The 25,129-nt window shown below is 73.0% G+C and carries 24 protein-coding genes; 14 read left to right on the top strand and 10 right to left on the bottom strand.

Features of this window, described 5'->3' with window-relative positions:
* Window positions 1-67: 67 nt before the first annotated feature.
* Complete coding sequence (locus CCN42_RS11040; RefSeq protein ID WP_086734998.1) at window positions 68-931, top strand: NAD(P)-dependent oxidoreductase; 864 nt, start codon at window positions 68-70, stop codon at window positions 929-931.
* Window positions 932-1,005: 74 nt separating this feature from the next.
* Here the strand turns inward: CCN42_RS11040 and CCN42_RS11035 are convergent, their stop codons facing one another.
* Window positions 1,006-2,349 carry a HEAT repeat domain-containing protein gene (locus tag CCN42_RS11035; protein WP_086734996.1) on the bottom strand — a complete coding sequence of 448 codons (1,344 nt, stop codon included), beginning with the start codon at window positions 2,347-2,349 and terminating at the stop codon, window positions 1,006-1,008.
* Window positions 2,350-2,773: 424 nt separating this feature from the next.
* Here CCN42_RS11035 and CCN42_RS11030 point away from each other — a divergent pair, with 424 nt between their 5' ends.
* The 9 genes from CCN42_RS11030 (at window position 2,774) to hypA (ending at window position 9,703) form a co-directional block, all read left to right on the top strand.
* Window positions 2,774-4,429 (top strand): hypothetical protein, encoded by a 1,656-nt coding sequence (locus tag CCN42_RS11030; protein WP_245877232.1) that lies wholly within the window; start codon window positions 2,774-2,776, stop codon window positions 4,427-4,429.
* Window positions 4,416-4,697 carry a hypothetical protein gene (locus CCN42_RS11025; RefSeq protein WP_086734994.1) on the top strand — a complete coding sequence of 94 codons (282 nt, stop codon included), beginning with the start codon at window positions 4,416-4,418 and terminating at the stop codon, window positions 4,695-4,697. Before CCN42_RS11030 ends, CCN42_RS11025 begins: the two co-directional genes overlap by 14 nt.
* Window positions 4,694-5,782 (top strand): NADH-quinone oxidoreductase subunit B family protein, encoded by a 1,089-nt coding sequence (locus CCN42_RS11020; protein ID WP_086734992.1) that lies wholly within the window; start codon window positions 4,694-4,696, stop codon window positions 5,780-5,782. The genes CCN42_RS11025 and CCN42_RS11020 overlap by 4 nt, the downstream gene beginning before the upstream one ends.
* A gap of 84 nt (window positions 5,783-5,866) precedes the next feature.
* Window positions 5,867-7,666 (top strand): nickel-dependent hydrogenase large subunit, encoded by a 1,800-nt coding sequence (locus tag CCN42_RS11015; protein WP_086172541.1) that lies wholly within the window; start codon window positions 5,867-5,869, stop codon window positions 7,664-7,666.
* Window positions 7,659-8,267: a NifU family protein gene (locus tag CCN42_RS11010; protein ID WP_086734990.1), complete on the top strand. Its 609-nt coding sequence runs from the start codon at window positions 7,659-7,661 to the stop codon at window positions 8,265-8,267. Before CCN42_RS11015 ends, CCN42_RS11010 begins: the two co-directional genes overlap by 8 nt.
* Entirely contained in the window at window positions 8,264-8,860 is a 597-nt protein-coding gene (locus CCN42_RS11005) for a DUF5947 family protein (RefSeq protein ID WP_086734989.1), read from the top strand. Before CCN42_RS11010 ends, CCN42_RS11005 begins: the two co-directional genes overlap by 4 nt.
* A gap of 62 nt (window positions 8,861-8,922) precedes the next feature.
* Window positions 8,923-9,129, top strand: a complete 207-nt coding sequence (locus tag CCN42_RS11000; protein ID WP_086734987.1) for a hypothetical protein — start codon at window positions 8,923-8,925, stop codon at window positions 9,127-9,129.
* A 57-nt stretch (window positions 9,130-9,186) separates the two neighbouring features.
* Window positions 9,187-9,354, top strand: a complete 168-nt coding sequence (locus CCN42_RS43230; RefSeq protein WP_169731436.1) for a hypothetical protein — start codon at window positions 9,187-9,189, stop codon at window positions 9,352-9,354.
* Window positions 9,347-9,703 (top strand): hydrogenase maturation nickel metallochaperone HypA, encoded by a 357-nt coding sequence (gene hypA, locus CCN42_RS10995; RefSeq protein ID WP_086734985.1) that lies wholly within the window; start codon window positions 9,347-9,349, stop codon window positions 9,701-9,703. The genes CCN42_RS43230 and hypA overlap by 8 nt, the downstream gene beginning before the upstream one ends.
* Before the next feature lie 88 nt (window positions 9,704-9,791).
* Here hypA and hypE read toward each other — a convergent pair whose 3' ends face one another.
* The 8 genes from hypE to CCN42_RS45615 all read right to left on the bottom strand — a co-directional run bounded on the left by hypE (window position 9,792) and on the right by CCN42_RS45615 (window position 18,306).
* Window positions 9,792-10,868, bottom strand: a complete 1,077-nt coding sequence (hypE, locus tag CCN42_RS10990; RefSeq protein ID WP_086734983.1) for a hydrogenase expression/formation protein HypE — start codon at window positions 10,866-10,868, stop codon at window positions 9,792-9,794.
* On the bottom strand, window positions 10,861-12,003 hold the full coding sequence (gene hypD, locus CCN42_RS10985; protein ID WP_086734981.1) for a hydrogenase formation protein HypD: 1,143 nt from the start codon (window positions 12,001-12,003) through the stop codon (window positions 10,861-10,863). The genes hypE and hypD overlap by 8 nt, the downstream gene beginning before the upstream one ends.
* Window positions 12,000-12,335 carry a HypC/HybG/HupF family hydrogenase formation chaperone gene (locus CCN42_RS10980; protein ID WP_086734979.1) on the bottom strand — a complete coding sequence of 112 codons (336 nt, stop codon included), beginning with the start codon at window positions 12,333-12,335 and terminating at the stop codon, window positions 12,000-12,002. Before CCN42_RS10980 ends, hypD begins: the two co-directional genes overlap by 4 nt.
* A gap of 3 nt (window positions 12,336-12,338) precedes the next feature.
* A complete protein-coding gene (gene hypF, locus CCN42_RS10975) occupies window positions 12,339-14,720 on the bottom strand; it encodes a carbamoyltransferase HypF (protein WP_086734976.1) in 2,382 nt (793 codons plus the stop codon).
* Entirely contained in the window at window positions 14,717-15,472 is a 756-nt protein-coding gene (hypB, locus tag CCN42_RS10970; protein ID WP_086734975.1) for a hydrogenase nickel incorporation protein HypB, read from the bottom strand. The genes hypF and hypB overlap by 4 nt, the downstream gene beginning before the upstream one ends.
* Before the next feature lie 127 nt (window positions 15,473-15,599).
* Entirely contained in the window at window positions 15,600-16,196 is a 597-nt protein-coding gene (locus tag CCN42_RS10965) for a hydrogenase maturation protease (protein WP_086734973.1), read from the bottom strand.
* A complete protein-coding gene (locus CCN42_RS10960) occupies window positions 16,193-17,989 on the bottom strand; it encodes an enoyl-CoA hydratase-related protein (RefSeq protein WP_086734971.1) in 1,797 nt (598 codons plus the stop codon). The genes CCN42_RS10965 and CCN42_RS10960 overlap by 4 nt, the downstream gene beginning before the upstream one ends.
* Before the next feature lie 191 nt (window positions 17,990-18,180).
* Entirely contained in the window at window positions 18,181-18,306 is a 126-nt protein-coding gene (locus CCN42_RS45615; RefSeq protein WP_281259489.1) for a hypothetical protein, read from the bottom strand.
* Window positions 18,307-18,506: 200 nt separating this feature from the next.
* On the opposite strand from CCN42_RS45615, the gene CCN42_RS10950 reads away from it, so the two are divergent.
* Window positions 18,507-19,067: a snapalysin family zinc-dependent metalloprotease gene (locus CCN42_RS10950; protein WP_386582902.1), complete on the top strand. Its 561-nt coding sequence runs from the start codon at window positions 18,507-18,509 to the stop codon at window positions 19,065-19,067.
* 121 nt (window positions 19,068-19,188) lie between these two features.
* On the opposite strand, the gene CCN42_RS10945 is transcribed toward CCN42_RS10950, so the two are convergent.
* The gene (locus tag CCN42_RS10945) at window positions 19,189-21,519 is read right to left on the bottom strand and encodes an Orn/Lys/Arg family decarboxylase (protein ID WP_086734965.1); all 2,331 of its coding nucleotides are present in this window, start codon (window positions 21,517-21,519) and stop codon (window positions 19,189-19,191) included.
* Window positions 21,520-21,735: 216 nt separating this feature from the next.
* Between CCN42_RS10945 and CCN42_RS10940 the strand changes: the two genes are divergently transcribed.
* The 3 genes from CCN42_RS10940 to CCN42_RS10930 all read left to right on the top strand — a co-directional run bounded on the left by CCN42_RS10940 (window position 21,736) and on the right by CCN42_RS10930 (window position 25,072).
* Window positions 21,736-22,158: a DUF6003 family protein gene (locus CCN42_RS10940; RefSeq protein WP_086172747.1), complete on the top strand. Its 423-nt coding sequence runs from the start codon at window positions 21,736-21,738 to the stop codon at window positions 22,156-22,158.
* A gap of 131 nt (window positions 22,159-22,289) precedes the next feature.
* A complete protein-coding gene (locus tag CCN42_RS10935; protein WP_211294675.1) occupies window positions 22,290-23,468 on the top strand; it encodes a serine hydrolase domain-containing protein in 1,179 nt (392 codons plus the stop codon).
* Between the two features lie 53 nt (window positions 23,469-23,521).
* Window positions 23,522-25,072 carry a hypothetical protein gene (locus CCN42_RS10930; protein WP_086734963.1) on the top strand — a complete coding sequence of 517 codons (1,551 nt, stop codon included), beginning with the start codon at window positions 23,522-23,524 and terminating at the stop codon, window positions 25,070-25,072.
* Window positions 25,073-25,129 lie beyond the last annotated feature (57 nt).

Raw genomic sequence — 25,129 nt, 5'->3', positions numbered from 1 at the left:
GCGTACTCCTTGACCTTCATACCGGTATGAACGTCGACGATTCTGCCACCGAGCAGAGAAGGAGCACATGATGCACACCAGCACACCCGTCACCGTTCTGGGTCTCGGACTGATGGGCGGCGCCCTTGCCGGGGCGTTCCTGGACGCGGGGCACCCAACGATCGTGTGGAACCGTACGACGGCCAAGGCCGATGACATCGTGGCGCGGGGTGCGGTGCTCGCCGAGTCTGCGGCGGCCGCGATCACGGCCGCCCCGCTCGTGGTGGTCTGCGTGACGAACCACGATGCCGTGGCCGACATCCTCGACGGACCGCTCGACGGCCGGACCGTGGTCAATCTGTCGTCAGGTACGCCCTCGCGTGCCCGAGCACTCGCCGAGGAGGTGGCGCGTCGCGGCGGCGCTTACCTCGACGGTGGGATCATGGCCGTCCCGGAGGCCGTCGGCTCGGCCGACGCCGTGGTCGCCTACAGCGGGCCGCGACCGCTGTACGAGGCGCACGCGTCCACGCTCAGCAGTATCGGTACAGGCCTCCACCTCGGAGACGACCCCGGGCTGGCGTCCCTGCACGAGATGGCCACGCTCGTGCTCATGTGGGGCCTGCTCGACGGTTTCCTCAACGGTGCCGCGATCCTCGGGACGGCCGGCGTGTCCGCCACGGCGTACCTCCCCCTCGCACGGACGGCGATCGACACGGTGGCCGGCTGGCTGCCCGACTACGCGCGACAGGCCGACCTCGGCATCTACTCGTCCGACGACGGCACTCTCGACACCCACCTGGCGGCGATGGCGAACGTGATCGAGGAGAGCGAGACGCTCGGCATCAACGCCGAGTTGGCGCGGCTCGTCAGAGCACTGGCCGAGCGAGCGGCGTCCGCCGGTCACGGCGCCAGCGGGTACGCGGCGCTCGTGGAGCAGTTCCGCAGGCCATAGGGTCGCGCAGGACTCTGCCGGCCGGCTGCAGCGAGCGTCTCGCTCGGCAGGTGGAGGAGTCGAGGTGGCGGTCGTCACCGGGACGGCGGGGCGGGAGGCGGCGGAGCGGCGTCCGCGAGGATGGCGCGGCGGGTGCGGAGCGCGGCTTCCAGGAGGTCTTCGTCCAGCCTCATCTCGGCGTCGCGGGTGGAGTCGTTGACGGGGATGCGGGTACGCATGTCGATCAGCGCCGTCACGGCCGGCAGTGCCGGGCGCGCGCGGCCGCCCATCCGGGCGAGCCCCGCCAGGTAGTACTCGCCGACCGCATAGTCGGCCAGGTGCGGTGTCATGAGGGCGAGCAGCCGGGGAAGTGCGGAAGGACCGGCGTGCCGCAGCCACAGCGGGGCGCACTCCGCCTGTGAGCGGCCGGGCCGGCGGAAGGTCAGGTTGTACAGCTGGGCCGCTTGCCGGAAGGTCAGCGGGCCGGCGTCCAGCAGGGCCGAGAAGATCTCGGAGGCGTGGGCGAGGCGGGTGATGCCCACGGGCCTGACGGCGAGGAGCGCGGCGGCGGACACGCTGTCGTACGCCGTCGTGGTGGGCGGGCTCCGACGGGCCCCCCGGGGCGGGGTGAAGGGAACGTCGTCGAGGAGAGTTCGGTGTGTCCGCATCGCCGCCGCCGAGATCGAGGCTGTCGTGAGGGCCGCACCAAGAGCCGGGGTGGCCCTCTGGCCGCGGTGCCGGACGAGCAGCGGCAGCAGTGCGACCGGGGCCGCCCGCCAGTCGTGGCACGCTTCGCGGGCCAGGTCGGCGCCGATGTCCCGGGTGGTGGGGTCGGCGAGGAGGCGGGCCACGAGGGTGTACGTGTGGTGCTCGCGCCTCAGTCCGTACAGGGCCCGGCCCCAGAGGTGCCCGACGTCCTCCAGGTGGTGCGCGGCTTCCCGGACGTCGTCGAGGAGTGCGGCGTCCAGGCAGGCCCACCGCATCGGTGGCGCTGCCCGCAGCGTCTGCAGGTGGGCGAGGAAGCGGACCGAGGCGAGGTCATCGTCCGTCAAGGGGGCGGCGGCCGGGCCGAGTGCCCTGGCCAGGATGGTGCGCACGACAGGATCGGCGAGTTCGCCGAGGGCCGCGAGAACCGAGCCGGGCTGCCCGCGGCAGCCGAGGAGGCGCGCGGCTCGGCGCCGTACCTCCTCGTCGGGGTCACCGAGCCGGGCCACTGCGGCGTCGACGGCCTCCGGCCAGGGCCGTTCGTGAGCCAGCCCATGGAGGAGGGCCATGGCCTCCCGCCGTACGAAGGGGGTGTCGGCGTGGGCGAGCCGGAGCAACCGAGCGGCCACGGGGCCGGATCGGTCGGCGCGTATCGCCTCGAGGAGCGCGATGCGGGACGGGTGGGCGGGGGTCGTGGCGGTGCCCTCGGCCACGGCCTCGTCCGGCCACGTCATCGGACGGGGCGGAGACCGCCCTTCCCTGCTGGAGCTTCGGTCATGAGGCCGATCGTCCCACATGTCCCAACGGTTCGGGCAGGGCGTCGCGGCCCGGGCGCCACAGGGGACGGAACCCGCCGCCTGAACCGCTCCGGCGCGGGGATGCGAACGAGCGCTTCAGCGGGTCGCTCCCGGTCGTCGACCGCGCCGGCCGTGCGGACGGTGACCGGCTTCAGGAGGATGACGGTGCGGGCCGGCAGGCCCGGCTCCCTCCGGCCGGTCCCTCCCGTCTTCGGGGACGTCCCGGAGACGTTTCCGGCGCTTGGGTGCCCTCGCTCCCCCGAACAGCCCGCATCCGCGCGCGTGGGCGAGCGCCCGCGCCGGAAAAATGTAATGGTATTGGCGGATTTGACCGCAGTAGTTGTGGACCGGAGGAGGCGGAATGCCGCAGGCGGGAGTCGCCGCTGACGCCGTGTTCGCTGTCGCGGCAGCGGATGCGGGCGTGGCCGCACAGAGCCCCGGGCGTGACTTCGGTCAGCTGAGCGCGGTCGCCGACGCCGTCCTGTACGAGGGCTATCTGCTCTACCCCTACCGCCGCTCGTCGCCCAAGAACCGGGTGCGCTGGCAGTTCGGCGTGCTCTTCCCGCGTGACTGGGTGGAGCGGGAGGGCTCCGTGACTCCCGGCGTCTCGGGATCAGCCGACTCCTGGTACCAGCAGACCGAGTGCCTGCTGCGGGTCCGGCAGCCACAGGCGGTGGTGCGCGTGCGGGTGCGCTACCTGCAGATGCAGCACAAGCAGGTCGAGGAGGCCGGCCAGGACGGAAGGCACCGTCCGGTCGAGTCGCTGCGCGCGGACGACGGCACGGTGCACCTCACCTTCGACGAGGCGGTACCGCGCGAGACGGACCTCGTCGTACACGTGGAGGATCTGCTTCGGCAGGAGTCCGCCTTTCCGGTCGGCGCACCCGCCGGGGAGGAGATCGAAGGGCTCCCCGGAGGCGTCGGGCGCGTGGTACGGCGCCGCGTCACCGTCCGGGCGAGCACGACCGTCGTCGCCGAGCGGCTCGGGGGCGACGTCTGCCGGCTTCGGATCCGTACCGAGAACACGGGGGCGGCGCCGGACCCGCGGGCCGTTCGCGACGAGGCGCTGCGTGACGCGCTCATCGCGACGCACACGCTCGTCGGCGGCGACGGCGTGGAGTTCGTCTCGCTGATCGACCCGCCCGCGGACCTGCTCGGGCACGCCCGAGCGTGCCACAACGCGTTCACCTTCCCCGTCCTCGGCGGACCGGCACCCGTGGGGGCCCCGGGTGCAGGCCCCGACGGAGGTGCCCAGGACGGGGCCTGTGGCCCCACCCTCATCTCCGCGCCGATCATCCTGCCCGACTGCCCGCAGGTGGCGCCGGAGAGCCCGGGCGACCTGCACGACGCCGCGGAGATCGACGAGATCCTGACGCTCCGCACCCTGCTGCTGACCGACCAGGAGAAGCGCGAGGCGCGCGCCACCGACCCACGTGCCGCCCGCATCCTGGACCGGGTGGAGACCATGCCCCCGGAGGTCTTCGCCCGGTTGCACGGCACCATCCGGTCACTGACCCACGCCACGCCGTCGGACGCCCCGTCCTCGTTGACCGCCGCCGCGTCCACGACTTCCCCCGGATCCGCGTCCGCCGCGACGGCCCACCGACCCGCCTGGTGGCAGGAGGGCGCCGACGACGGGCTGTCCCCCACGACCGACACCGTGCCGGTCGGCGGTGTACCGGTGGGAGGCGGCAGCCGGGTACGGCTCCGGCCCCGGGGCCGGGGTGCCGACGCCCAGGACATGTTCCTGGCCGGGCGGACCGCACAGGTCGCGGCCGTCTTCCACGACGTGGACGGCAGCATCCACCTCGCCGTGACGCTGGACGACGATCCCGCAGCCGAGCTGAACGGCTGGTACGGCCGATTCCACTACTTCCGGCCCGACGAGCTCGAGCCCTTGACGTCCCCGGACGCAGCGGACGGGAGCGAGCCGCTCGAGCCGTCCCGGCCGCCGCGGGAGCGGCCCGGGCAGCCGGCCGGCGGGCCGGGGACGGGACGGTCCGATGGAAGGGCCTGAGATCGCGGCACCGGATCACCGGATGACCGGCCGGCTGTTCCGCGGGCTGTCCGAGCGCGCGGCGCGGGAAGAGCGAATGGTCCGCCCCCTCATCACCCGACTGGCGCCCGGCGGCGAGCAGCCGGTCCGCGACCACCACGGCGACGGACGGACCGCACCGGCCCGGCCGCGCCCCCACGCCCCGGACCGTCCGCCCGCGCTCAGCGGGCCGCCGACCGCGGCCTACGACCGACTCGGGGACCGACTGCAGCGGAGGCTGACGACATGACCATCGACAGCGGCACCCACGACGTTGCCACCGAGCCGAGCCGGGCCGAGGCGCGCGAAGGTTTCGACGAGGTCACCATCCTCTGGATCTCCGAGGGGATGAGCTGCGACGGCGACTCGGTGTCGCTCACCGCGGCCGGCCAGCCCTCGATCGAGGACCTGGTCCTGGGACTCATCCCGGGCGTGCCGAAGGTGAACCTGCACAACAAGGTGCTCTCGCCGAGCCTCGGCGGTGAGGACTTCCTCGCTCCGTACCGCGCGGCGATCCGCGGCGAGCTCTCGCCGTTCATCCTGGTCATCGAGGGCTCGATCCCAAACCAGAACATCATCGAGGGCGACGGGTACTGGACGTCGTTCGGCAACGACCCGGAAACCGGTGAACCGCTGACCCTCAACTGGTGGATCGACCAGCTGGCCCCGAAGGCCTGGGCGGTGGTCGCCGCCGGCACCTGCGCCACGTACGGCGGCATCCACGCGATGGCGGGCAACCCCACCGGCTGCATGGGCCTGGCCGACTACCTCGGCTGGGACTTCACGTCGCAGGGCGGCCTGCCGATCGTCAACGTCCCCGGCTGTCCGATCCAGCCGGAGAACTTCATGGAGACCCTGCTCTGGGTCCTGTACCACGCGGGCGGGGCCGCCCCGCCGCCCCCGCTGGACCAGATGCTGCGCCCGCAGTGGCTGTTCGGGAAGACCGTGCACGAGGGCTGCGACCGGGCGGCGTACTACGAGCAGGCCGACTTCGCCCGGGACTATAACTCCCCCAAGTGCCAGGTGAAGGTGGGCTGCTGGGGGCCCGTCGTCAACTGCAACGTGCCCAAACGCGGCTGGATGGGCGGCATCGGCGGCTGCCCGAACGTCGGCGGCATCTGCATCGGCTGCACCATGCCCGGCTTCCCCGACGCGTTCATGCCGTTCATGGACGAGCCGCCCGGCGGCAGCTTCTCCTCCCTCATGGTCAAGCCCTACGGGGCCTTCATCCGGCGGATGCGCGGCATCACCAACGCCGTCGTCAACCGCGAACCCAAGTGGCACCACAACAAGCCGGTGCTCACCTCCGGCTACGACCCCTACTGGCGTCCGTGACGTGCGGCAGTCCTGCCGCGCCGCGCCCCCGCACGCTCCCTCTCCAACCGTCCAGCGCAGCGCGCAGCGAGAACAGGAACACACATGACCACAACCGAGGACCGGGCCGGGGCCACCGAGCGGAAACCTCCGCACATCGTGGACATGTCGTGGGACCCGATCACCCGGATCATCGGCAACCTCGGCATCTACACGAAGATCGACTTCGCCAATCAGGAAGTGGTGGAGTGCCGCAGCACCTCATCCCTCTTCCGCGGCTACTCGGTGTTCATGAAGGGCAAGGATCCGCGCGACGCGGGCTTCATCACCTCCCGCATCTGCGGCATCTGCGGCGACAACCACACCACGTGCTCGAACTACGCGCAGCAGATGGCCTACGGGGTGAAAACGCCGCCGTTGGCCGAACACATCGTCAACCTCGGTGAAGCCGCCGAGTACATGTTCGACCACACGATCTTCCAGGACAACCTCGTCTTCGTCGACTTCTGCGAAGCGATGGTCAAGGCCACCAACCCGAGTGTGCTGGCCCGGGCCGAGCAGACCCCGGCGCCCCGTGGGGACGTCCACGGCTACCGGACCATCGCCGACATCATGCGCGCCTTCAACCCCTTCGAGGGTGAGGTGTACAGGGAGGCCCTGAAGGTCAGCCGGATCACCCGTGAGATGTTCTGTCTGATGGAGGGGCGCCACGTCCACCCGTCGACGATGTACCCCGCCGGCGTCGGCACGATGCCGCAGCCGAACACCTTCACCGACTACCTGTCGCGCCTGACCAGGGTCATCGACTTCGTCAAGGAGGCCGTGGCACTGAACGACGACGTCTTCGACTTCTTCTACGAGGCATTGCCCGGGTACGAGGAGGTGGGCCGTCGCCGCATCATGCTCGGCTGCTGGGGCGCCTGGCAGGACCCGGCCGTCGTCGACTACCGCTACGAGAACATGAACCACTGGGGCAAGGCGATGTACGTCACCCCGGGCATCATCGTCGACGGCGAACTGGTCACCAACAACCTCGTCGACATCAACCTCGGCATGCGCATCCTGCTGGGCAGCTCCTACTACGAGGACTGGGAGCGCGAGGAGCCCTTCGTCACCCACGACCCGCTCGGCAACCCGGTCGACATGCGCCACCCGTGGAACCAGACGACCGTGCCGGTGCCCCAGAAGCGGGACTTCGACGCCAAGTACAGCTGGGTGATGAGCCCGCGCTGGTACCACGCGCAGAGCGACTCCCACCTCGCCCTGGACACCGGTGGCGGTCCGCTCGCCCGGCTGTGGTCCACAGCCCTGAACGGGCTGGTCGACACTCCCTACATCAAGGCCACCGGGCACAGCGTGCGCATCTCGCTGCCGAAGAGCGAGAAGCTGCCGGAGACGACACTGGAGTGGCAGATCCCCAAGTGGAGCAACACCATCGAACGGAACCGCGCCCGGCCCTACTTCGTCGCCTACGCCGCAGCCATGGCCTTCCAGTTCCTGGAGGAGGCGATGCAGATGATGCGCGCCGGCGAGACCAAGGTGTTCCAGGACTTCGAGGTGCCCGACGAGGCCATCGGCGTCGGCTTCCACGAGGCGGTGCGCGGGGTTCTCTCGCACCACCTGGTGATCAAGGACAAGAAGATCGCCAACTACCACCCGTACCCGCCGACCCCCTGGAACGCCAGCCCGCGCGACAGCTACGGCACCCCCGGCCCGTACGAGGACGCCGTGCAGGGCCAGCCCATCTTCGAGGAGAACGGGCCGGACGACTTCAAGGGCGTCGACATCATGCGTACCGTGCGCAGCTTCGACCCCTGTCTGCCCTGCGGTGTGCACATGTACCTGGGCAAGGGCAAGACGCTGACCACGATGCACTCCCCCACCTACGGGGCGTCCCATGACTGAGCCCGCACCCACGGCGGTCGCGGAACCGCGTGACGGCGCCGTACCGGGTTCCCGGCTGGACGACGGCGAGGTGGCGGCGCGGATCGCCCGCATCGACGAGCTGCTCGAGAAGCTGCAGATCGCACCCGGGCCCATGGCGCAGACGGCCCTCGACGCCGTCCGGGCACTCACCGAGGTCTACGGCGAGGCGCTTGCCCGGGTCCTGGACCACGCGGACGCCGCGCTGACCGCGCGTCTGGCGGAGGACGAGCTCCTCGGCCACCTGCTGGTGCTGCACGACGTGCACCCCGAGCCACCCGACCGCCGTGCCGCCCGCGCCGTCGAGCGGCTGCGGCCGGCCGTACGGGAGCGCGGCGGCGACGTGGCGCTGGACGGTGTCGAAGGGCCGGTCGCCCGTGTGCGGCTGCGCACCGCCGGCTGCGGCTCCGCGTGCGGCTCGGCGTCCTCCGGGGTCGAGGAAGCCGTGCGGGAGGCCGTGCTCGCCGCGGCGCCGGAGCTGACGGCGGTCGAAACGGTGCCGGAGACGGAGTCCCGGCCACCCGCGTTCGTCCCCGTCGACTCGCTGCTGCGCCGGCCCGCCCGGCCGCAGGGGGCGAAGTGACCGCCGGCGGCGCCCTGGCCGCGCTCATCCGCTCCTCCGCCGACCGGCGGGCGGGAGGCCCCGAAGAGCGGTGCGACCTGTGCGCCGCGCCGCTCGCGGGCGACCACCGGCACCTGTACGAGACCGGCCGCGAGACGGCGCTGTGCGCCTGCCCGGGGTGCTCGGTGCTGTTCGCGGGGAACGGGACGGGCGACGGCCCGTACCGGCTGATCCCGCAGCGGCGGGTGAAGCTGCCGCCGGTCGAGACGGGGCCGCTCGGGGTGCCCGTCGGCCTGGCGTTCTTCGTACCCAGGTCGGACGGCACGGTCGTCGCGCACTACCCGAGCCCCGCGGGCGCCACCCGGTGGGAGGTGGATGCCTCGGCGTGGCGGGAGGCGGTGTCACGGTGTCCCGATCTTGCGGGCGTGGTACCCGAGGTGGAGGCGCTGCTGGTCAACACCTCCCGGAACCTGCAACACCACTGGATCGTGCCGGTCGACGAATGCTTCCGGCTGGTCGCCCTCGTCCGCCGGGAGTGGCGGGGGCTGTCCGGCGGCGGCCGGGTCTGGCCCGCCGTCGAGGAGTTCTTCGTCGGCCTGGCCGAACGTCCCTGACCGGCGCGGCAGGAGCCGCCACCGCGACCCGGCGGCGGAGCACCCAGGGAAAGGAGCACAGCATGGGCACGATCAAGGTCGGCAAGCCCCAGGCGAAACCCGACACGCCCACTCACGTCAAAGGCCTCCACCAGGGCAACAGGGGCCCGCGCAACCAGCAGCCCGGCCATCACGAGGACGGCACCGCCGACGCGCGCCGCTCCACCGGGATCCACTGGAAGCGGCACAACAGGGTCATGGAGACCATGCCGAGCATCTCCCCGGGCTGAGCCCCGGCAACGGGCGGCCGGGCACGGCACGAGGAACACGAGCGAGCAGGAGCGGCGATGAACGCGAAACGGATTCTGATGGCGGAGGGGGCGCTGCTGGGCGGAGCGGCCCTGGCACTGTTGGTCGCGGAGTTCCCGGGGATCGTGCGGGAGGTGCGGCTGTGGCGCATGGCCGGCTTCCGCAGCCCCGGCCCGGGCAACCCCCTCCGCACCAAGCGTGCATGAGCTGTCGATCGCGACCGCGATCGTGGAACAGGCCGCCGAACTGGCGCTGGCGGACGGGACGGAGTCCGTCTCGGCGGTCACCGTTCAGGTGGGCGAGCTGGCGGGCGTGGTGCCCGAGGCCCTCGACTTCGCCTTCGAGGTGGCCCGCGACGGCACCGCCCTCGCCGCGGCCCGGCTCGTCGTCGAGCAGGTGCCCGCCCGCGCCTGGTGCGAGCCGTGCGCCGAGGAGTTCCCGGTGGGCATGCCACCGTTCTTCTGGTGCCCGGTCTGCGACCGTCCCGCCCCGACGCTGCGCAGCGGCCGGGAACTTCAGATCACCAGGGTCGAGGCGGCCCGGGTGCCGTCCTGACCGGACCACGGGTACGGCCCTGACGAGTGGGGAGAGGCGATATCGCCTCTCCCCACTCGTCAGGGCCGTTCGGCAGGTGCCGGACGCGTCAGCAGATGCGCGGCAGCTGCTCTCCCAGGGGCATGTCCACCACCCGGGTCCCGCCCAGGCCGGTGGAGACCACCACCATGCCGGGATGCTCGGCGACGCACTCGCCGATGAGCGCGGCGCCCGCACCCTGCGGGTGGGCGCGCATCGCGGCCAGGACCTCGTCGGCCGCCGGGCGGGGTACGAAGGCGACCAGGCGCCCCTCGTTGGCGACGTACAGCGGGTCCAGCCCCAGGAAGCCGCAGGCACTGGCGACCGCGTCCGGCACCGGGATGGCCCGCTCGTGGAGCCGTACGCCGGTGCCGGAGACGCGGGCGATCTCGTTGAGCGACGCGGCGAGCCCGCCCCGGGTGGGATCGCGCAGCACGTGGACGTCGGGAGTGACCGCGAGCATGGCCGACACCAGGCCGGCGAGGGGCGCCGTGTCACTGGCCACCTCGACGCCGAAGTCCATCCCCTCCCGGACGCTCATGATCGCCACGCCGTGCAGGCCGATCGGGCCGCTGACGATGACGGCGTCGCCGGGCCGCGCGCGCTGCGGGCGGATATCCACGCCGTCCGGGACGAGCCCGATTCCGGCCGTGGTGACGTAGACGCCGTCGCCGTGCCCCGCCTCCACCACCTTGGTGTCTCCCGTGACCACCGTGACCCCGGCCGCCTCGGCCGCGGTGCCGAGGGAGCGCGCGATCCGCTCCACCACGGCCAGCTCCACGCCCTCCTCCAGGACGAACGCCGCGGACAGGTGGGCGGGCCGGGCGCCGCTCATCGCCAGGTCGTTGACGGTGCCGTTGACCGCCAGGTCTCCGAGGCTGCCACCGGGAAAGAACAGCGGCCTGACAACGTAGGAGTCGGTGGAGAACGCCAGCCGGGCTCCGCCGAGTTCGAGGACCGCGGAGTCACCGAGCCCGGCGAGGACGGCATTTCCGTACGCGGGCGTGAAGATCTGCTCGACGAGTTCGGCGGACAACGTGCCGCCTCCGCCGTGTCCCATCACCACGATCGGCTGGTCGCGCAAGGGGGCCGGGCACGTCCAGTTCGCGGGGTCGACGGGGGCCGACGGGTCAGCGAGTTCAGCCAACGGGGTTCATCTCCTCCTGCGGGGCCCGGGAGCCGTCCGGCACCGGGCCGTCCATCCGGCGGTACAGGTAGTAGGCCGCGCAGGCGCCCTCGCTGGAGACCATGGTGGCGCCGAGTGGGGTGCGCGGGGTGCAGTCGGTGCCGAACGAAGGGCACTCGACGGGCTTGATCAGTCCCTGGAGCACCTCGCCGCTGCGGCACGCCGCGGGTTCCTCGGTGCGGATGGCGGTGACGTCGAAGCGGTGCTCGGCGTCGAAGGCGCGGTAGGCCTCCGTCAGCCGCCAGCCGCTGGCGGGGATGCGGCCGATGCCGCGCCAGGACCGGTCGGTGACCTCGAAGACCTCCTCGATCATGCGCAGCGCGGCCGGGTTGCCCTCCTCGCGCACGGCGCGGGCGTAGGCGTTCTCCACGCGGTGCTCGCCGCGCTCGAGCTGGTGGACCGCGAGACGGATGCCTTCGAGGATGTCCAGCGGTTCGAAACCGGTCACGACGATCGGCACCCGATGGCGTGCGGCCAGGTCCGGGTATTCCGCCGTGCCCATCACGCTGCACACGTGCCCGGCGGCCAGGAAGCCCTGCACCCTGCAGGTGGGGGCCGTCATGATGGCCTCGATGGCGGGCGGCACCCGCACGTGGGAGACCAGAAGGCTGAAGTTGTCGATGCCGAGGCGGCGGGCCTGGTGGACGGCCATGGCGTTGGCGGGCGCGGTGGTCTCGAAGCCGATGGCGAAGAACACCACCTCGCGGTCCGGGTGCCGGCGCGCGAGCTGGAGGGCGTCGAGCGGGGAATACACCACGCGGACGTCTCCCCCCTCGCCCTTGACCCGGAACAGGTCTCGGTCGGTGCCCGGCACCCGCAGCATGTCCCCGAAGGAGCAGAAGACGACCCCGGGGCGGGAGGCGATCTCCAACGCTTTGTCGATCATCTCCAGGGGGGTGACGCAGACGGGGCAGCCCGGCCCGTGGATCAGCTCGACCTCGTCCGGCAGCAACTGGTCGATGCCGTGCCGGATGATCGAGTGCGTCTGGCCGCCGCACACCTCCATCAGCGCCCACGGCCGGGTGACCGTCGCGCGGATCTCGTCCAGCAGCCGCCGCGCCAGATCCGGGTCGTTGAACTCGTCGATGTACTTCATCGGGCCTCGCTCCCGCTCTCCCCGCGCTCGACGGTGGCCGGGGCGTGCGGGGCGTCGCTCCCGGCCTGCTGCGCCGCCTGCTGCCAGGCGTCGCCGAACTCCTCCTCCAGCAGTCCGAGTTGCTCGAAGAGCTCCAGGGACGCCCGGGCCGACTCCTCGTCGAGCTTCTGGAGGGCGAACCCGACGTGGACGATGACGTACTCCCCGACCCTCACGTCGGGCACGTACTCCAGGCATGCCCGCTTCTGCACACCCCCGAAGTCGATCATCCCGGTGAGCGGGTCGGCTCGGTCGTCGATGGCCACGACTCTGCCGGGCACTGCCAGACACATGGGTCACTCCGTCTCGTCGGTGCGTGCGGTTGCCGTTTCCTCGTGCCGCTCCCGGGCCGCGACCACGAGCTGTCCGAGGGCCAGTCCCCCGTCGCCGGGCGGTACCTCGCCGTGGCGCAGCACCGTGAAGCCGTCCGCGGCCAGCAGTGCCGTGCACTCCTGCTCCAGCAGGCCGTTGGCGAACACGCCGCCGCTGAGCGCGACGACGGCCAGTCCGGTGGCGCGGCGCGCCCTCCGGCAGATCTCCGCGAGGGCCCCGGCGACTCCCCGGTGGAACCGGGCCGCGAGCACAGGTGCCGGGGTGCCGCGGCGCAGGTCGGCGACGAGGGCCCGCAGCAGCGGCGTGGGATCGCACCTCACGGGGCCGGCTGCGGCCGTGAACCCGAAGGCGTACGCCGCCGTGTCCGCCTCCCACGCGGCAGCGGCCTCGGCCTCCAGCTCCAGCGCGGCCTGCGCCTCGTAGCCCGCGCGATGGCACACGCCCGCCAGAGAGGACACCGCGTCGAAGAGCCGCCCCATGCTCGACGTGGGCACACAGGCGACGCCGCCCGCCAACTGCCGTTCCAGCAGGCCAAGCTCGTCGCGTGAGCAGGCGGCGACGCTGGGCAGTGCGGGCTCCCACGGCAGGCCGGCGGCCCACAGCCGGGCCAGTGCCGTGCGGCAGGGGTTGGCGACAGCCGCGTCCCCGCCGGGCAACGGGGCGGGGGCCAGGTGGGCGAAACGCCGGTAGCCGGCGTAGTCGGCGAGCAGGACCTCGCCGCCCCAGACCGTGCCGTCGTCGCCGTAGCCGGTGCCGTCGAAGGCGACTCCGATCACGGGCGTGGTGCCGTCGAGGCCGCTCTCCGCCATCGCCGAGGCGATGTGCGCGTGATGGTGCTGCACCAGTACGGGTCGCGCCTGCGGCAGCCCGGCGGCGCAGCGGCGGGCCCACCGGGTGGAGTGGTAGCCCGGATGCTTGTCGGCGGCGACGAGTGCCGGGGTGACGCCGGTCAGGCGCCGCATGTGCCGCTCCGCGCGCCGGGCGGCCTCCAGGGCGGTCAGGTCGCCCATGTCACCGATGTGCGGGCCGAACCACGCGTGGTCACCGTCGCCGACGCAGAGCGCGTTCTTCAGGTCGCCGCCCACGGCGAGCGCGGGGCGGACCGCCAGGGGGAGTCGCAGCGGGCGGGGGACGTACCCGCGGGAGCGGCGCAGCACCTGCTCGGTGCCGTCAGTGCGCACCCGCAGCAGCGAGTCGTCGCAGGGCGAGGCGATGCCGCGGTCGTGGACGAGCCAGGCGTCGGCCACCCCGGCCAGCCGGGTCAGGGCCTCGTCGTCGTCCGTGACGATCGGCTCGCCGGTGCGGTTGCCGCTGGTCATGACGAGCACGCGAGGGCCCGGCGGATCGCCGGGCAGTCCGAACAGGAGGGTGTGCACCGGGGTGTAGGGCAGCAGCACGCCGAGGTGCGGGCTGCCCGGACACACCCCGGCCGCGAGCCGGAGGCCGTCCGGCTCGGCGCGTCGGCGCAGCAGCACGATGGGGCACCGGGGGCTGCTGAGTGCGGCCCGTTCGCCGTCGGAGAGCCAGGCGATCCGCCGCACGGTCGGCAGGTCGGCGCACATCACCGCGAACGGCTTGCCGCCCCGCGCCTTGCGGGCGCGCAGCGCCGCGACGGCCCGCTCGTCGGTGGCGTCGCACGCCAGGTGGTAGCCGCCGACGCCCTTGACGGCGACGATCCGCCCGTCCGCCAGCAAGGCGCGGGCCGCCGCCAGGGCGTCCTCGTCCCGCGCCGGGCGGGCATCGATGCCGGCCGCGGGCACCAGGCGCAGCCGGGGCCCGCAGTCCCGGCAGGCGACGGGCTGGGCGTGGAAGCGCCGGTCGCCGGGATCGCCGTACTCCCCCGCGCAGGCGGGGCACATCGGGAAGTCGGTCATGGTCGTGGCGGCCCGGTCGTACGGCATGGCCGTGGTGATGGTGAAGCGGGGACCGCAGTGGGTGCAGGTGACGAACGGGTGCCGGTGGCGGCGGTCGGCCGGGGCGGCCAGCTCACGCAGGCAGTCGGCGCAGGTCGCGGTGTCGGGCGGGAGCTGGGTGCGTCCCAGCGCCTGCTCGGTGCCCCGGATGGTGAACCCTTCGGCGGCACCGGTGGCGGGGACGTCCTCCACGCCGATACCGGTGACGGCGGCCAGCGGCGGCGGCTCCTGGGCCAGCCGGGAGCAGAACCCCGCGACGCCCTCGGGCGGCCCCTCCACCTCGATCAGCACCCCCTGTGCCGTGTTGCTGACGAACCCGGCCAGTGCGAGGTCGGCGGCCAGCCGGTGCACGTACGGGCGGAACCCCACGCCCTGCACCGTGCCCCGCACGGTGATGCGACGGCGCACCGCCTCGGCGGCGGGCGCGGTCACGTGGCGGGGGCGGACATGACGCGCGGGTGCGGATTCCCCGCGTCGTCGGGCCTGTGGACGTGCGGCTGGGGCGCGAGGGGAGGGCTGTGCACGGGCGCGCCGTCCCGTACGGCGAGGGCACGTTCCAGGACGGTGTCGACGCCGTCGCCGGTGCGTGCGCAGGACCGTACGATCTCCACGCCCGGGTTGACCCTGTGCACATGGGCACGGAAGGCGGCCTCGTCGAAACCGGCGGCCTCGGCCAGGTCGGTCTTGGTGACCACCACCAGATGGGCGGTGCCGAAGGCGGTGGGGTACTTCAGTGGCTTGTCCTCGCCCTCGGTCACCGCCATCAGCACGATGCGCAGGCTCTCGCCGAGGTCGTAGGACGCCGGGCAGACGAGGTTGCCGACGTTCTCCACGAACAGCAGCTCGCTGTCCTCGGGCAGCCATCCCTCGAGGTGGCCGCGTACCTGACGGGCCTCCAGATGACACAATCCGTCGGTCAGCACCTGCTTCACCGAAGCCCCCGAGCGGGCCAGTCGGCGGGCGTCGTTCTCCGTGGCGAGGTCGGCGGTGAGCGCGGCCACCGAGATGCCCCGCTGCACCGCCCGGGCCAGTACCCGACCGAGCAGCTCCGTCTTGCCGCTGCCGGGGCTCGAAAGCAGGTTGACCACGATCAGGCCCCGCCGCGTGAGGTCGTCGCGCAGGGCGGTGGCGAGGCCGTCGTTCTTCGCCAGGACGGCCTGTTTGACGTCGGCGGACTGACACATGCGCGCTGCTCCTCAGGGTCGGGACAGGGCTGGATGGCGGGGGCGGGCGCCGGCCGCGGCGGACATGGCCCCGACCGCGGACGGGACGGGCGGTCCGGGCGGTCCGGGACTTTCGAGCCGCGGACCGCTACCGATCCTGCGTGCCGCCGGTCGTCCCGTGCGGGAGACCGGCCGGGCACGGCTCGGCGGATTCCTCCGGGCGGCCCAACCGAGGCGTTGCCGCGGGGTCGGCGAGCAGGGCCGGGACCATCGTGTGCAGCGCCGTGACGGCCCGGTCGACCGCCTCCCGCACGGGTGCGCTGAGCCCTGCGGTGACGTCCTCGTCGCCGGTCGGCCGTACCTCGGGTTCGCAGGCCAGCAGCAGGACGCGCGGCAGCGGCCCGTCGCCCAGGTGCGCGGCCAGGGCCAGCACCCGGGCCGGGTCCATGCCGTGGGCCTCGGGCGGGGCCGCCGCGGCGGTGGTTCCGGGGAGCTCGGGTTCGATCAGGGACAGGGTTCCGGGCCGGTGTCCGCGCGGAGCCGCGTCGACCAGGACCGCGGTGCGGTAGCCGTCCAGCAGCTCGTAGGCGAGGTCCAGGCCGCGGATGCCGAAGTCCTTGACCCGTACGCCGGGCGGCAGCGGGCACCGGTCGAGGGCGCGGATCACCTCGGGGCCGAAGGCGTCGTCGGCGAGGAAGATGTTGCCGACGCCCGCCACGAGAAGCGGGGCGAGGGGGGTGGTCACCGGCTGTCTCCGGGGACCGGTTCGCCGATCGGGGCCAGCGGCCGGGCCGAGCCGCTCGGCGTCTTGCGGACGAAGGCGGAGCGCAACGCGTGGTAGGGGGCGTCCGGGTCGAAGAAGATGCCGCGCATGCGGGCCATTTCCTCCTGCCGGTACTCCGCGAGCGGCCGTGCCGCCTCGTCGCGTCGGCGGGCCGCCGCCTTGGCCGCGATCCGCCGTGCGAGGTCCGGTGCGGCGGTGAGCGCCGTCGCCAGCCGGTCCACCTCGGCGGTGAACTCCTGGGCCGGGACAAGCACCAGACGGTCCACCAGCCCGATGTCGGCGGCCGTCGCGGCGCTCACCGGCAGCGCCTGGGTCGTCAGCCGCTCGGCCGTCTCGGGACCCACCCGACGCGGCAGCGTGTACGTCCAGAACTCCGACCCGTACAAGCCCATCCGCCGGTAGTGCGGATTGAGGACGGCGCCGGTGCGGCACCACACCTCGTCGGCGGCGAGGGCGAACATGGCGCCGCCCGCGGCCGCGTTGCCGCCGAGCGCCGCGATCACCAGCCGGTCGGTGGTGCGCAGGACAGCCTCGACCAGGTCGTTCATGGCGTTGAGGTTGGTCCAGGACTCCGTGGCCGGGTCGGCACAGGCCTCGATGACATTGAGGTGGATGCCGTTGGAGAAGAAGTCGCGGCCACCGCCCAGCACCAGCACCGAGGTGGGGCGGGCGAGCGCGTACCGGTAGGCGGCGAGCAGCCTGCGGCACTGGTCGGTGCTCATGGCCCCGCCGGGGAACGAGAAGGCAAGGAACCCGACGTCGCCGCGCTGCCGGTAGCTGATGTCGGTCAGGGTGCGCCGTCCGGGGGCGAGCTCCAGCGGAGCCGTCACCTCCGCGAGCCACGACGGCCGGTCACCGGCGTGCGGGAGAGGGCCGCCCTTGGGCGCCCGGATGCCGGGGGTGCCGCCCTGAGGGCGGGAGGGCACCGGGATCGAGGCGAGCACGGAGGCCGCCGGGCGCCGGAACGGCGCCGGATCGCCGGAGGCCTTGCGCGGTCTGAGCTCGGGGATCCAGACCGCGCCGTCCCGGGTGGCCCGGCACACCGCACCCGCGCGCGTGGCAAGCAGTTCTCCGGGGCGTCCGCGCAGTTCGTCCTCGATGTGCCCGCCGTGCAGGAACATCTCCCGGCCGAGAAGTTCGTCACGCACCCCGGGTTGCGAGTCCGCCCCGCGCAGTTTGCGCAACACCGTCTCGGTGCTGTCGCCCTCCCAGTCGATCCGCCGCAGTTCCTGGCGGAAGGGGTCGCGCCAGACCACGTGGAACGACGGGTCGCTCTGCGGCCGCGGTTTGAACGATCCGTCGCCGTACCGCCGCACGGCCAGCAGGACCGCGGCGACGGCGGCGTCGGAGACCTCGTTGCGGTACAGGTCGCTCTTGCCGACCGGCGGCACGTCGAACGGCACCGCCGCCCAGACGGGGCCCGCGTCCATCGCCGCCTCGGCCTGCAGGACCGTCACCCCCCACCGCGGCGCTTGCTCGGCGATGGCCCAGTCCAGGGATGACGGACCGCGGTCCCCGGGTGGCCCCGGGTGCACGATCAGACAGGTGTGCTCGCACCAGACGTCCTCGGGCAGGGCCGTCCTGAGCATCGGCGCGATGATCAGTTCCGGGCGTACCTCGCGTACGGCGGTGCGGATGGCGGTCGGGCCGTGGGAGGCGAGCACGACGTCCACCCGGTGTCCCAGGTCGGACAGTTCGGCGTACACGCGCTGGGACAGGCTGTTGAACGCGCTCGCGACGAGCAGGATGTCCATGACGCGGCAGTGTTGCCGGTTCGACCGGCGCCCCGAAGGACCCTCGCGGCGTTTCTCCGTCCCCGCCCGGGCCGTTCCTCCGTACGGTCGCCCGCCGCAGCCCACCGGGAGCCCCCCGCCCGTCGCCGCTCTGCCGGCTCGAGGCTGGGCGCCTCTGGAACCACCAGACCCCACTGACCGAGCGGCAGGCCCTATGCGTCCTCCTCGCCGCGCGGCCAGATGGCGAGGGCGATCAGCACGGCCGCCCAGATCCCCAGCGGCGCGAGGGGCCTCAGCTCTCCCTCCCGCACGCACCGCACGCCCCACGCGCCGGACATGACGACCGCCTCTGGCGTTGCGGATGCTGTCCGCCCCGCACGAGCACGCCTCCCTGCTCGCGGCCCTGGACCGGACACTGGATGCCCTGCTGCCGCCTGACCGTCCCCCCGATTGAGGGATTGGCGTCCGCCGGGTGCGGGCAGGGACCCCAGCGGAATGCGGCATGAGCACGCCCACCTTCCCCCACAGGAGGCCGACCTTGCACGCACGCACCTTCGCCCCCACCCTCGCCGCCGCCTTCGCGGCGGCCCTGGTCACCGCGGGTCCGGCGCACGCCACGCCGGCCGGCACCGACGCGCCGGCCCTCGCGGCTCGCGTCGTCACCTACGACGCGAGCGCGTCAGCGGAGTTCAGGGCCGCCGTCGACCGGGGCGCGGCCATCTGGAACGAGAGCGTGGACAACGTCGAGCTGCGGCCGGCCGCGGCCGGACAGCGCGCCAACATCCGGATCGTCGCCGACAACGGCTGGCCCCGGGCCCTGACCACCTCGCTCGGCAACGGAACCGTCTACATGGGCCGCCAGGCCGTCAGCCAGGGCTACAACACGATCCGGATATCGGCGCACGAACTCGGCCACATCCTGGGTCTGCCGGACCGCAAGCCCGGCCCGTGCAGCAGCCTCATGTCCGGGTCCAGCGCGGGTGTGTCGTGCACCAACCCGTACCCGAACGCGGCCGAGCGGGCGGAGGTGGAGGACAACTTCGGCCTCGCGCCCGCCCACGGGTCCGGTGTTCCGCACGATGTCGTACTGACGGACTGACGGCCGGCCCACCGAGGGAACGGCGCCAGGCGGATCACACCTCGTGCCCGGCGGGCGGCTCCAGGTGGCCGCAGGCCGGACAGCGTCGGACGCAGGCCCGGAGACGCGACCGGCCGACCGCTCAGGAGCGGGTCCGGCGCACGCACTCGATGAGGTAGTCCCCCGAGGCCGGGTCGACGGTCACTCCGTGGGCCTCGCTGTGGAAGCCCGGGAACGCCCGGTCGAACGCCTCCAGTGCCCCGAGGTACCGCAGCAGCGGTCCGTCGGGGGCGCCGACGGACTCGCCGGGCATCAGCACCGGGATGCCGGGCGGCGTGACCGTCACCATCGCGGCGGCGACGCGGCCTTCGGCCTCGGCGAGACGCAACCGTTCGGTGCCGCCCCTGATCAGCTGCCGGTAGCAGTGCTGGGGCGGCTCCACGGGCCGGGGCAGCTCCTGGAACGCGGCGTCGAGGGCCTCGATCAGCTCCCCGCGGGTGAGGTGCTCGTGCATGTCCTGGCACAGCCCGCGCAGCGTGCCGTCGCCGTAGCGGAGCGGGTACTGCTCCACGAGTCCCGGCAGCACCCGCTCCAGCGGCGCGTCGGAGTCGTACAGGGACTTGAAGTCCATCAGGGCGTCCAGGAGCGTGCCCCACTTGCCCTTGGTGATCCCCATCGAGAACAGGACGAGGGTGGTGTAGCTGTCGGTCTTCTCGACGACGATGCCACGATCGGCGAGGTAGGCGGTGAGCACCCGCGCCGGGATGCCCCAGGCCGCCCTCTCGCCGTTCGCGCTGACACCCGGACAGGTCAGCGTGACCTTCACCGGGTCCAGCAGGCAGTAGCCCTCGGTGAGACCGGGGAAGCCGTGCCAGTCCGCGCCGGGCTCCAGACGCCAGCACGCGGGCTCGCGGCGCAGCAGTCCGGCGGGGGCGTCGGCGAAGGCGACGCGTTCCCCGGTAGCGGGGTCCGTGACCGTGTCCGGCTGCCATACGCCGAAGAACCATCCGGGACGGTCGCCGGCCTCGGCGATCCGGCGCCCGGTGCGCACCACGGCCTGGCGGAAGCGGATCGCCTCGCTCACCGCCTCGTCGATCAGCCACTCCCCCTGCGGACCGTCCATCATGGCCGTCGCCACGTCGAGGGAGGCGATCGCCGGGTAGAGGGGCGAGGTGGTCCCGTGCATCATGAACGTCTCGTTGAACCGCTCGTGTTCGACGGGTGCCCGCGGGGACGACTTGACGTGGACCATCGCGGTCTGTGACAGCGCCGCGAGCAGCTTGTGGGTGGACTGGGTGGCGAACACGGTGGGCCGGTCGGGTCCCTGGAAGGTGTCGGGTCCGACGGCCATGCCGTACCGCCCGGCGTAGAGGGGGTGGAAACGGGCGTACGCGAACCACGCCTCGTCGAAGTGGAGGCGCGGGGTGCTCGGGGCGAGGGCGTGGGCCACCGCGACGGTGTCGTAGCAGAGGCCGTCGTAGGTCGAGTTGGTCACGACGGCGTACTGGGCCCGCGGGGAGACGGCGCCCGCCGCCAGCGGGTTGGCCGCCACCCGGGCGGCCACGGCGTCCGGGGCGACGGCGTGAGGCGGAAGGGGTCCGGCGAGGCCGTAGCCGTTGCGGGTGGGCACCAGATAGACGGGGCGGGCGCCGGAGATGACCAGGCCGTGCAGCACGGACTTGTGGCAGTTCCGGTCGACCAGGGCGATCTCGTCGGCGGTGACGCTGTAGTGGCCCACCAGGCGGTCGGCGGTCGAGTTGCCGTGCAGCACGAAGTACGTCCGGTCGGCGCCGAAGACGCGGGCGGCGTTGCGTTCGGCGGCGCCGATGGGGCCGTTGTGCTCGAAGAGCGAGCCGAGTTCGCCGACCGAGACGGACAGGTCGCTGCGGAACAGGCGCTCACCGAAGTACTCGAAGAAGGCGCGGCCGGTCGCGGACTTGAGGAAGGCGACGCCCCCGGAGTGTGCGGGGGTGTGCCAGGAGTACTCGTGGGCGTCGTCGAAACGGCGCAGCGCCTTGAAGAACGGCGGGAGGATGTCCTGGTGGTAGGCACGGGCGGCCGCGGCGACCCGGCCGGCGATGAAGGAGGCGGTGTCCTCCAGTGGCCAGATGTAGCCGACGACGGCCTCGGAGACCCACAGGGGCAGCCGGTCCAGGTCGTGTTCGGGATCGTCGTTCATGAGGAGGAAGACGGGCAGCCGCTTGTAACGCCGCTGGATCCGGCGCAGGACCTCCGCTCCGCCCGGGCCGTCCGCGGCAGCTCCGGGGCCGCCCGGCAGGTCCCAGGCGACGACGGCCGCGGTCAGCCCGGCCTCGGTGTGCAGGGCGGCGCGTGCCTCCTGGACGCCGGCGGCCCAGCGCGCCTCGAGGCCCTTCTCCTCCAGCTCCTTGCCGATGCGGCGCACCTGTTCCGTGCTCACCCCTCCGGCCAGGGGGTTCTCGCGCAGTGCGAGCAGGACGGTGCCTCGTGCCATGATTCCGCCTTCGGTGTGGGTGCCGGCGTCACGGCCGGGTGGGACACAGTGTCCAGCCGGGCGGGCGGCGGACGCCGGTCCTGCAGAAGGCTTCACTCTCAGGTGGCATCGATTCTCGGCCACCACGGCATCCGGGCTGTTGGGACGACCACAATCGTCGAACGCGGGTATACGGGACGCCGTGACGACAAGGCCCCCTCATGTGAGGAGCAGAGGATGACCGACGACGCCTACCTCGTCCTGCTGCCCGGCACGGCCCACGCTCTCGGTGTGCCTCCCGCGGCGGTCGGCGACCTCGCCTGTATGGAGACCCCTGCCGTACAGGCGTGGCTCCAGGCCCAGGGGGTGACCGCGGACTCCCCCGACCTGCGCCTGGTGCCGCCCGAGGAGACGGCGGCCGTCCCGGAGGACGCCGAGCGGCTGCCCGTGCCCCTCGGCGACGAGGAGCTGAGCCGCCTGCGCCACCACACCGCTCCGCCGGACCTCGCACGGCTGGAGGATGAGCTGCTGGCCTACCGCTCCTGCACGGACGGCCGGAACGCGCTGCTCACCCGCGCCCTCGCGGCCGGGGTGCCGGCGCACCGCGTCGCGGAGCTGACGGGCGAGGACCTGGCCACGGTCAAGGCGGCCACCGGCTGAAGCCCGAGGAGACGCCATCCCTCAGACCCCGTAGGGGATGAGCCGGGCGGCGGTCCATCCAGCCAGCACCCGTACCGGAAGGGACGTTGTCCGGATGGCTGGTGGCCGCCGCCGTTCCTAGCCTCGACGTCATGATCATTCGTCGTTCATGGGTGCCGGCCGCGCTGCTCGGGCTCGCCGTCGCGTCCTTGCCGTCGTCGGCGGCGGCCTCGGCCGCGCCGGACACCTCCGGCCTGACCCGCTCCGTGCAGCGTGACGCCGACGCCCTGCGGGAGGCCGGCGTCACGGGAGTCGCGGTCCGTCTGGAGACCCCGGGCGGGACGGTCACGGCCCGGTCCGGGGTGGGAGACCTGGCCACCGGCCGCCCGGTCCCGGAGAGCGGATACCTGCGCCTGGGCAGCACCACCAAGACCTTCGTCGCCACGGTCGTACTGCAACTGGTGGGCGAGCAGCGGATCTCCCTCGACCAGACGGTGGAGCAACTGCTCCCCGAAGTGGTGTCCGGACCGGGACACGACGGCCGGGCCATCACCGTCCGCCAGCTGCTGCAGCACACCAGCGGCCTGCCAGACTACGTCCACGACGTCTTCCCCGAACCGAGCGCCCGGACCTACTTCGCCCACCGGTGGCGCGCGTACCGTCCCGAAGAGCTGGTGCGCCTGGCCCTGCGTCATGAGCCCGCCTTTCCGCCGGGCACCGGCTGGGCGTACTCCAACACGAACTACGTACTCGCCGGGATGATCATCGAGAAGGTCACCGGCCGCACCTGGGAGCGGCAGGTCCACGACCGGGTCCTGCGCCCCCTCGGACTCCGGCACACCGGCACCCCCGGCACCTGGCCCTTCCTGCCACAGCCGCACGCGGCCGACTACCAGCAGTTCACCGCGGACGGCCCGATGATCGACACCACGCTTCCCTACCGGCCCTTCGACAGCGGCGCCGACGGCTCGATGACCGGCACGGCCCGCGACCTCAACCGCTTCTTCGGTGCCCTGGCCGGCGGCCGGCTGCTGAAGCCCGCCGAACTCGCCGCCATGCGGACCACGGTCCCGGTGCCGCGGGACGGCGGTCATCCGCCGGGCACCCGGGACGGGCTGGGTCTGTTCTTCACCCCCCTGTCCTGCGGGGGCGGATACCTGGGGCACGGGGGGAGCGGCTTCGGATACGTCGTCCGTGCCGCCACCACCACGGACGGACGGCGCACCATCACCGTCTCCGCGCACAGCCGCTCGGCGGATCCGCGGGAGACGGCCCGTCAGGAAGAGGCGTTGAACGACCTCGTCGACCACGCGCTGTGCCACGCCGGCTGACATCGTAGGCTCCCTTCCGCACCAGCAGGACCGACAGTTCGACGGGGGCGGAAGTGACGTACGAGGGACACGGCGACCGTGACGTGAGCGCGGCGGCCGAGGCGGTGGTGACGGCGTTGCGTGATCTCGCCGGTCAGCACCCCGGTGAGATCACGCTGCTGGACGGCTTCCCCGACACGGAGCTGGACGGCTGGCCCGTACGGGTGCCCGAGGCCGTGCGCGTCGTGCTGCGCGCCGTGGGGGGTGTCACGGCAGGCCGGCAGCGGTACGCGTTCGGGCCGTCCGGGCGCCCGCGCGTTCGCTCGACCACCGAGGGCGCGACCTGGGCCCTGACGCCGCGCGGCGACGTCCTGACCGTGGCGGGCGACGGGACGGCACCGGACTGGGGGCCGGTGCTTTCCGTCGCCGGCGTCGACGAGTACGCGTTCACGGTGGAGGCACCGGGATTCGTGCCCTGGCTGCAGATCCTCGTCCGCCGCCTCGCCGAGGGAACCCCGCACGACCGCACCGGCCCTTTCGAGCCGCCGCCCTTCACCATCGCCGCCGTGCCGTCCATCGAGGTCGCCGAGGGCCCGGACGCGGAACTCGCCGCGCTCGTCGGCACGGGGCACAGCCTCGTCGACGTCGCCGATCTGAGGGATCTGCCCGGCTACCCGTGCGCGATCTCCTGGGAGCCGTACTTCACCTACGACGGGGGCACGGCGGACACCAGCGGCAGCGACGTCGACTACCGGCTCGTCGGCGGTGGACGCGTCCTGCTGCTGGAGAGCGACGTCAGCGGCGACTTCCTGGGCCGGCCCGTCCGGCGGCACCGGATCCCCGACGACGCCGCGGCCACGGCCGTGTCCAGGCTGCGAGCGCTGGCCCGGCGGTTCCCGCGGCTGGTGACCCTCGCCGAGGGAACCGCCGACGCGCTACTCGACCAGTGGCCGGTCCCCGTCCCGCCGGACGTGCGGACGGTACTGCGAGCCATCGGCGAGGTACGCGTGGCGGGAATGCCGGCCCTGCGGCTGATGCCCGGTGAGCCCTGGCAGCGGGTCGATGCCGCGCTCGACCGGATCATCGGCGGCGACGGCGGTCCGTACTGGCCGCTGGCCCGCGTCGGCCACGGCCCGCGCAGCGTCTCCCTCGCCCACGTGCGGATCGACCCGGCCACCGGGCAGTGGGGGTACGTGGTCTCCGTCCCCGGGGACGCCGACGCACTGCGCGACGAGCCGGAACTGGTGCTGCTCGCCGAGTCGTTGCCCGCCCTGTTGCTGACGGTCGTCCGCGTCGTCGAAGAGGCGGTGCGTCAGGCCCCGGCCAGGGGGTCCGATCCCGCTTCGCTGATCATCGGTGCCACACGGTGGTTCACCCCCAACACGGGAGAGCCCTGGACCATGCCGGTGCCCGTCGAGGAATGGGCCGGCTCCCCCGATCCCCTGCGGGCCCGGGCCGCCGCCTTCCCGCCGGGCAGCCTCGCCGCCGACCTGCGCGACTCACCCGTCCCGACCGACCTCTGCTTCTACCGCGCCGAATCCTGGCGCTGGCACCGGACACTCGACAGGCTGCACTTCCTCGGCGGCGGGCAGGTGGTGGTCGCGGTCGCCGAGCCCGATCACTAGGGGGTGTCGTCGAACTCCCGTCGTCGTCCGCAGGACGGCCCTGCGGCGTCCGGTGCG

Origin of the sequence: Streptomyces glaucescens, assembly GCF_002154375.1 — a bacterium.
GTDB lineage: Bacteria > Actinomycetota > Actinomycetes > Streptomycetales > Streptomycetaceae > Streptomyces > Streptomyces glaucescens.
Note: the sequence above shows the minus strand (reverse complement) of the source record. Positions and strands in the feature narration are given on the sequence as shown.

Bases quoted from the DNA above. Each gene is read 5' to 3' on its own strand.
- CCN42_RS11040 (WP_086734998.1), top strand. From the start codon at position 68: ATGATGCACACCAGCACACCCGTCACCGTTCTGGGTCTCGGACTGATG.
- CCN42_RS45615 (WP_281259489.1), bottom strand. From the start codon at position 18,306: ATGTCCGGCGCGTGGGGCGTGCGGTGCGTGCGGGAGGGAGAGCTGAGG.
- CCN42_RS11030 (WP_245877232.1), top strand. From the start codon at position 2,774: ATGCCGCAGGCGGGAGTCGCCGCTGACGCCGTGTTCGCTGTCGCGGCA.
- CCN42_RS10945 (WP_086734965.1), bottom strand. From the start codon at position 21,519: ATGGCACGAGGCACCGTCCTGCTCGCACTGCGCGAGAACCCCCTGGCC.
- CCN42_RS11020 (WP_086734992.1), top strand. From the start codon at position 4,694: ATGACCATCGACAGCGGCACCCACGACGTTGCCACCGAGCCGAGCCGG.
- hypD (WP_086734981.1), bottom strand. From the start codon at position 12,003: ATGAAGTACATCGACGAGTTCAACGACCCGGATCTGGCGCGGCGGCTG.
- CCN42_RS11025 (WP_086734994.1), top strand. From the start codon at position 4,416: ATGGAAGGGCCTGAGATCGCGGCACCGGATCACCGGATGACCGGCCGG.
- CCN42_RS43230 (WP_169731436.1), top strand. From the start codon at position 9,187: ATGAACGCGAAACGGATTCTGATGGCGGAGGGGGCGCTGCTGGGCGGA.
- CCN42_RS11035 (WP_086734996.1), bottom strand. From the start codon at position 2,349: ATGACGTGGCCGGACGAGGCCGTGGCCGAGGGCACCGCCACGACCCCC.
- CCN42_RS11010 (WP_086734990.1), top strand. From the start codon at position 7,659: ATGACTGAGCCCGCACCCACGGCGGTCGCGGAACCGCGTGACGGCGCC.
- CCN42_RS10935 (WP_211294675.1), top strand. From the start codon at position 22,290: ATGATCATTCGTCGTTCATGGGTGCCGGCCGCGCTGCTCGGGCTCGCC.
- CCN42_RS11000 (WP_086734987.1), top strand. From the start codon at position 8,923: ATGGGCACGATCAAGGTCGGCAAGCCCCAGGCGAAACCCGACACGCCC.
- CCN42_RS10980 (WP_086734979.1), bottom strand. From the start codon at position 12,335: ATGTGTCTGGCAGTGCCCGGCAGAGTCGTGGCCATCGACGACCGAGCC.
- hypB (WP_086734975.1), bottom strand. From the start codon at position 15,472: ATGTGTCAGTCCGCCGACGTCAAACAGGCCGTCCTGGCGAAGAACGAC.
- CCN42_RS10940 (WP_086172747.1), top strand. From the start codon at position 21,736: ATGACCGACGACGCCTACCTCGTCCTGCTGCCCGGCACGGCCCACGCT.
- CCN42_RS11015 (WP_086172541.1), top strand. From the start codon at position 5,867: ATGACCACAACCGAGGACCGGGCCGGGGCCACCGAGCGGAAACCTCCG.
- CCN42_RS10960 (WP_086734971.1), bottom strand. From the start codon at position 17,989: ATGGACATCCTGCTCGTCGCGAGCGCGTTCAACAGCCTGTCCCAGCGC.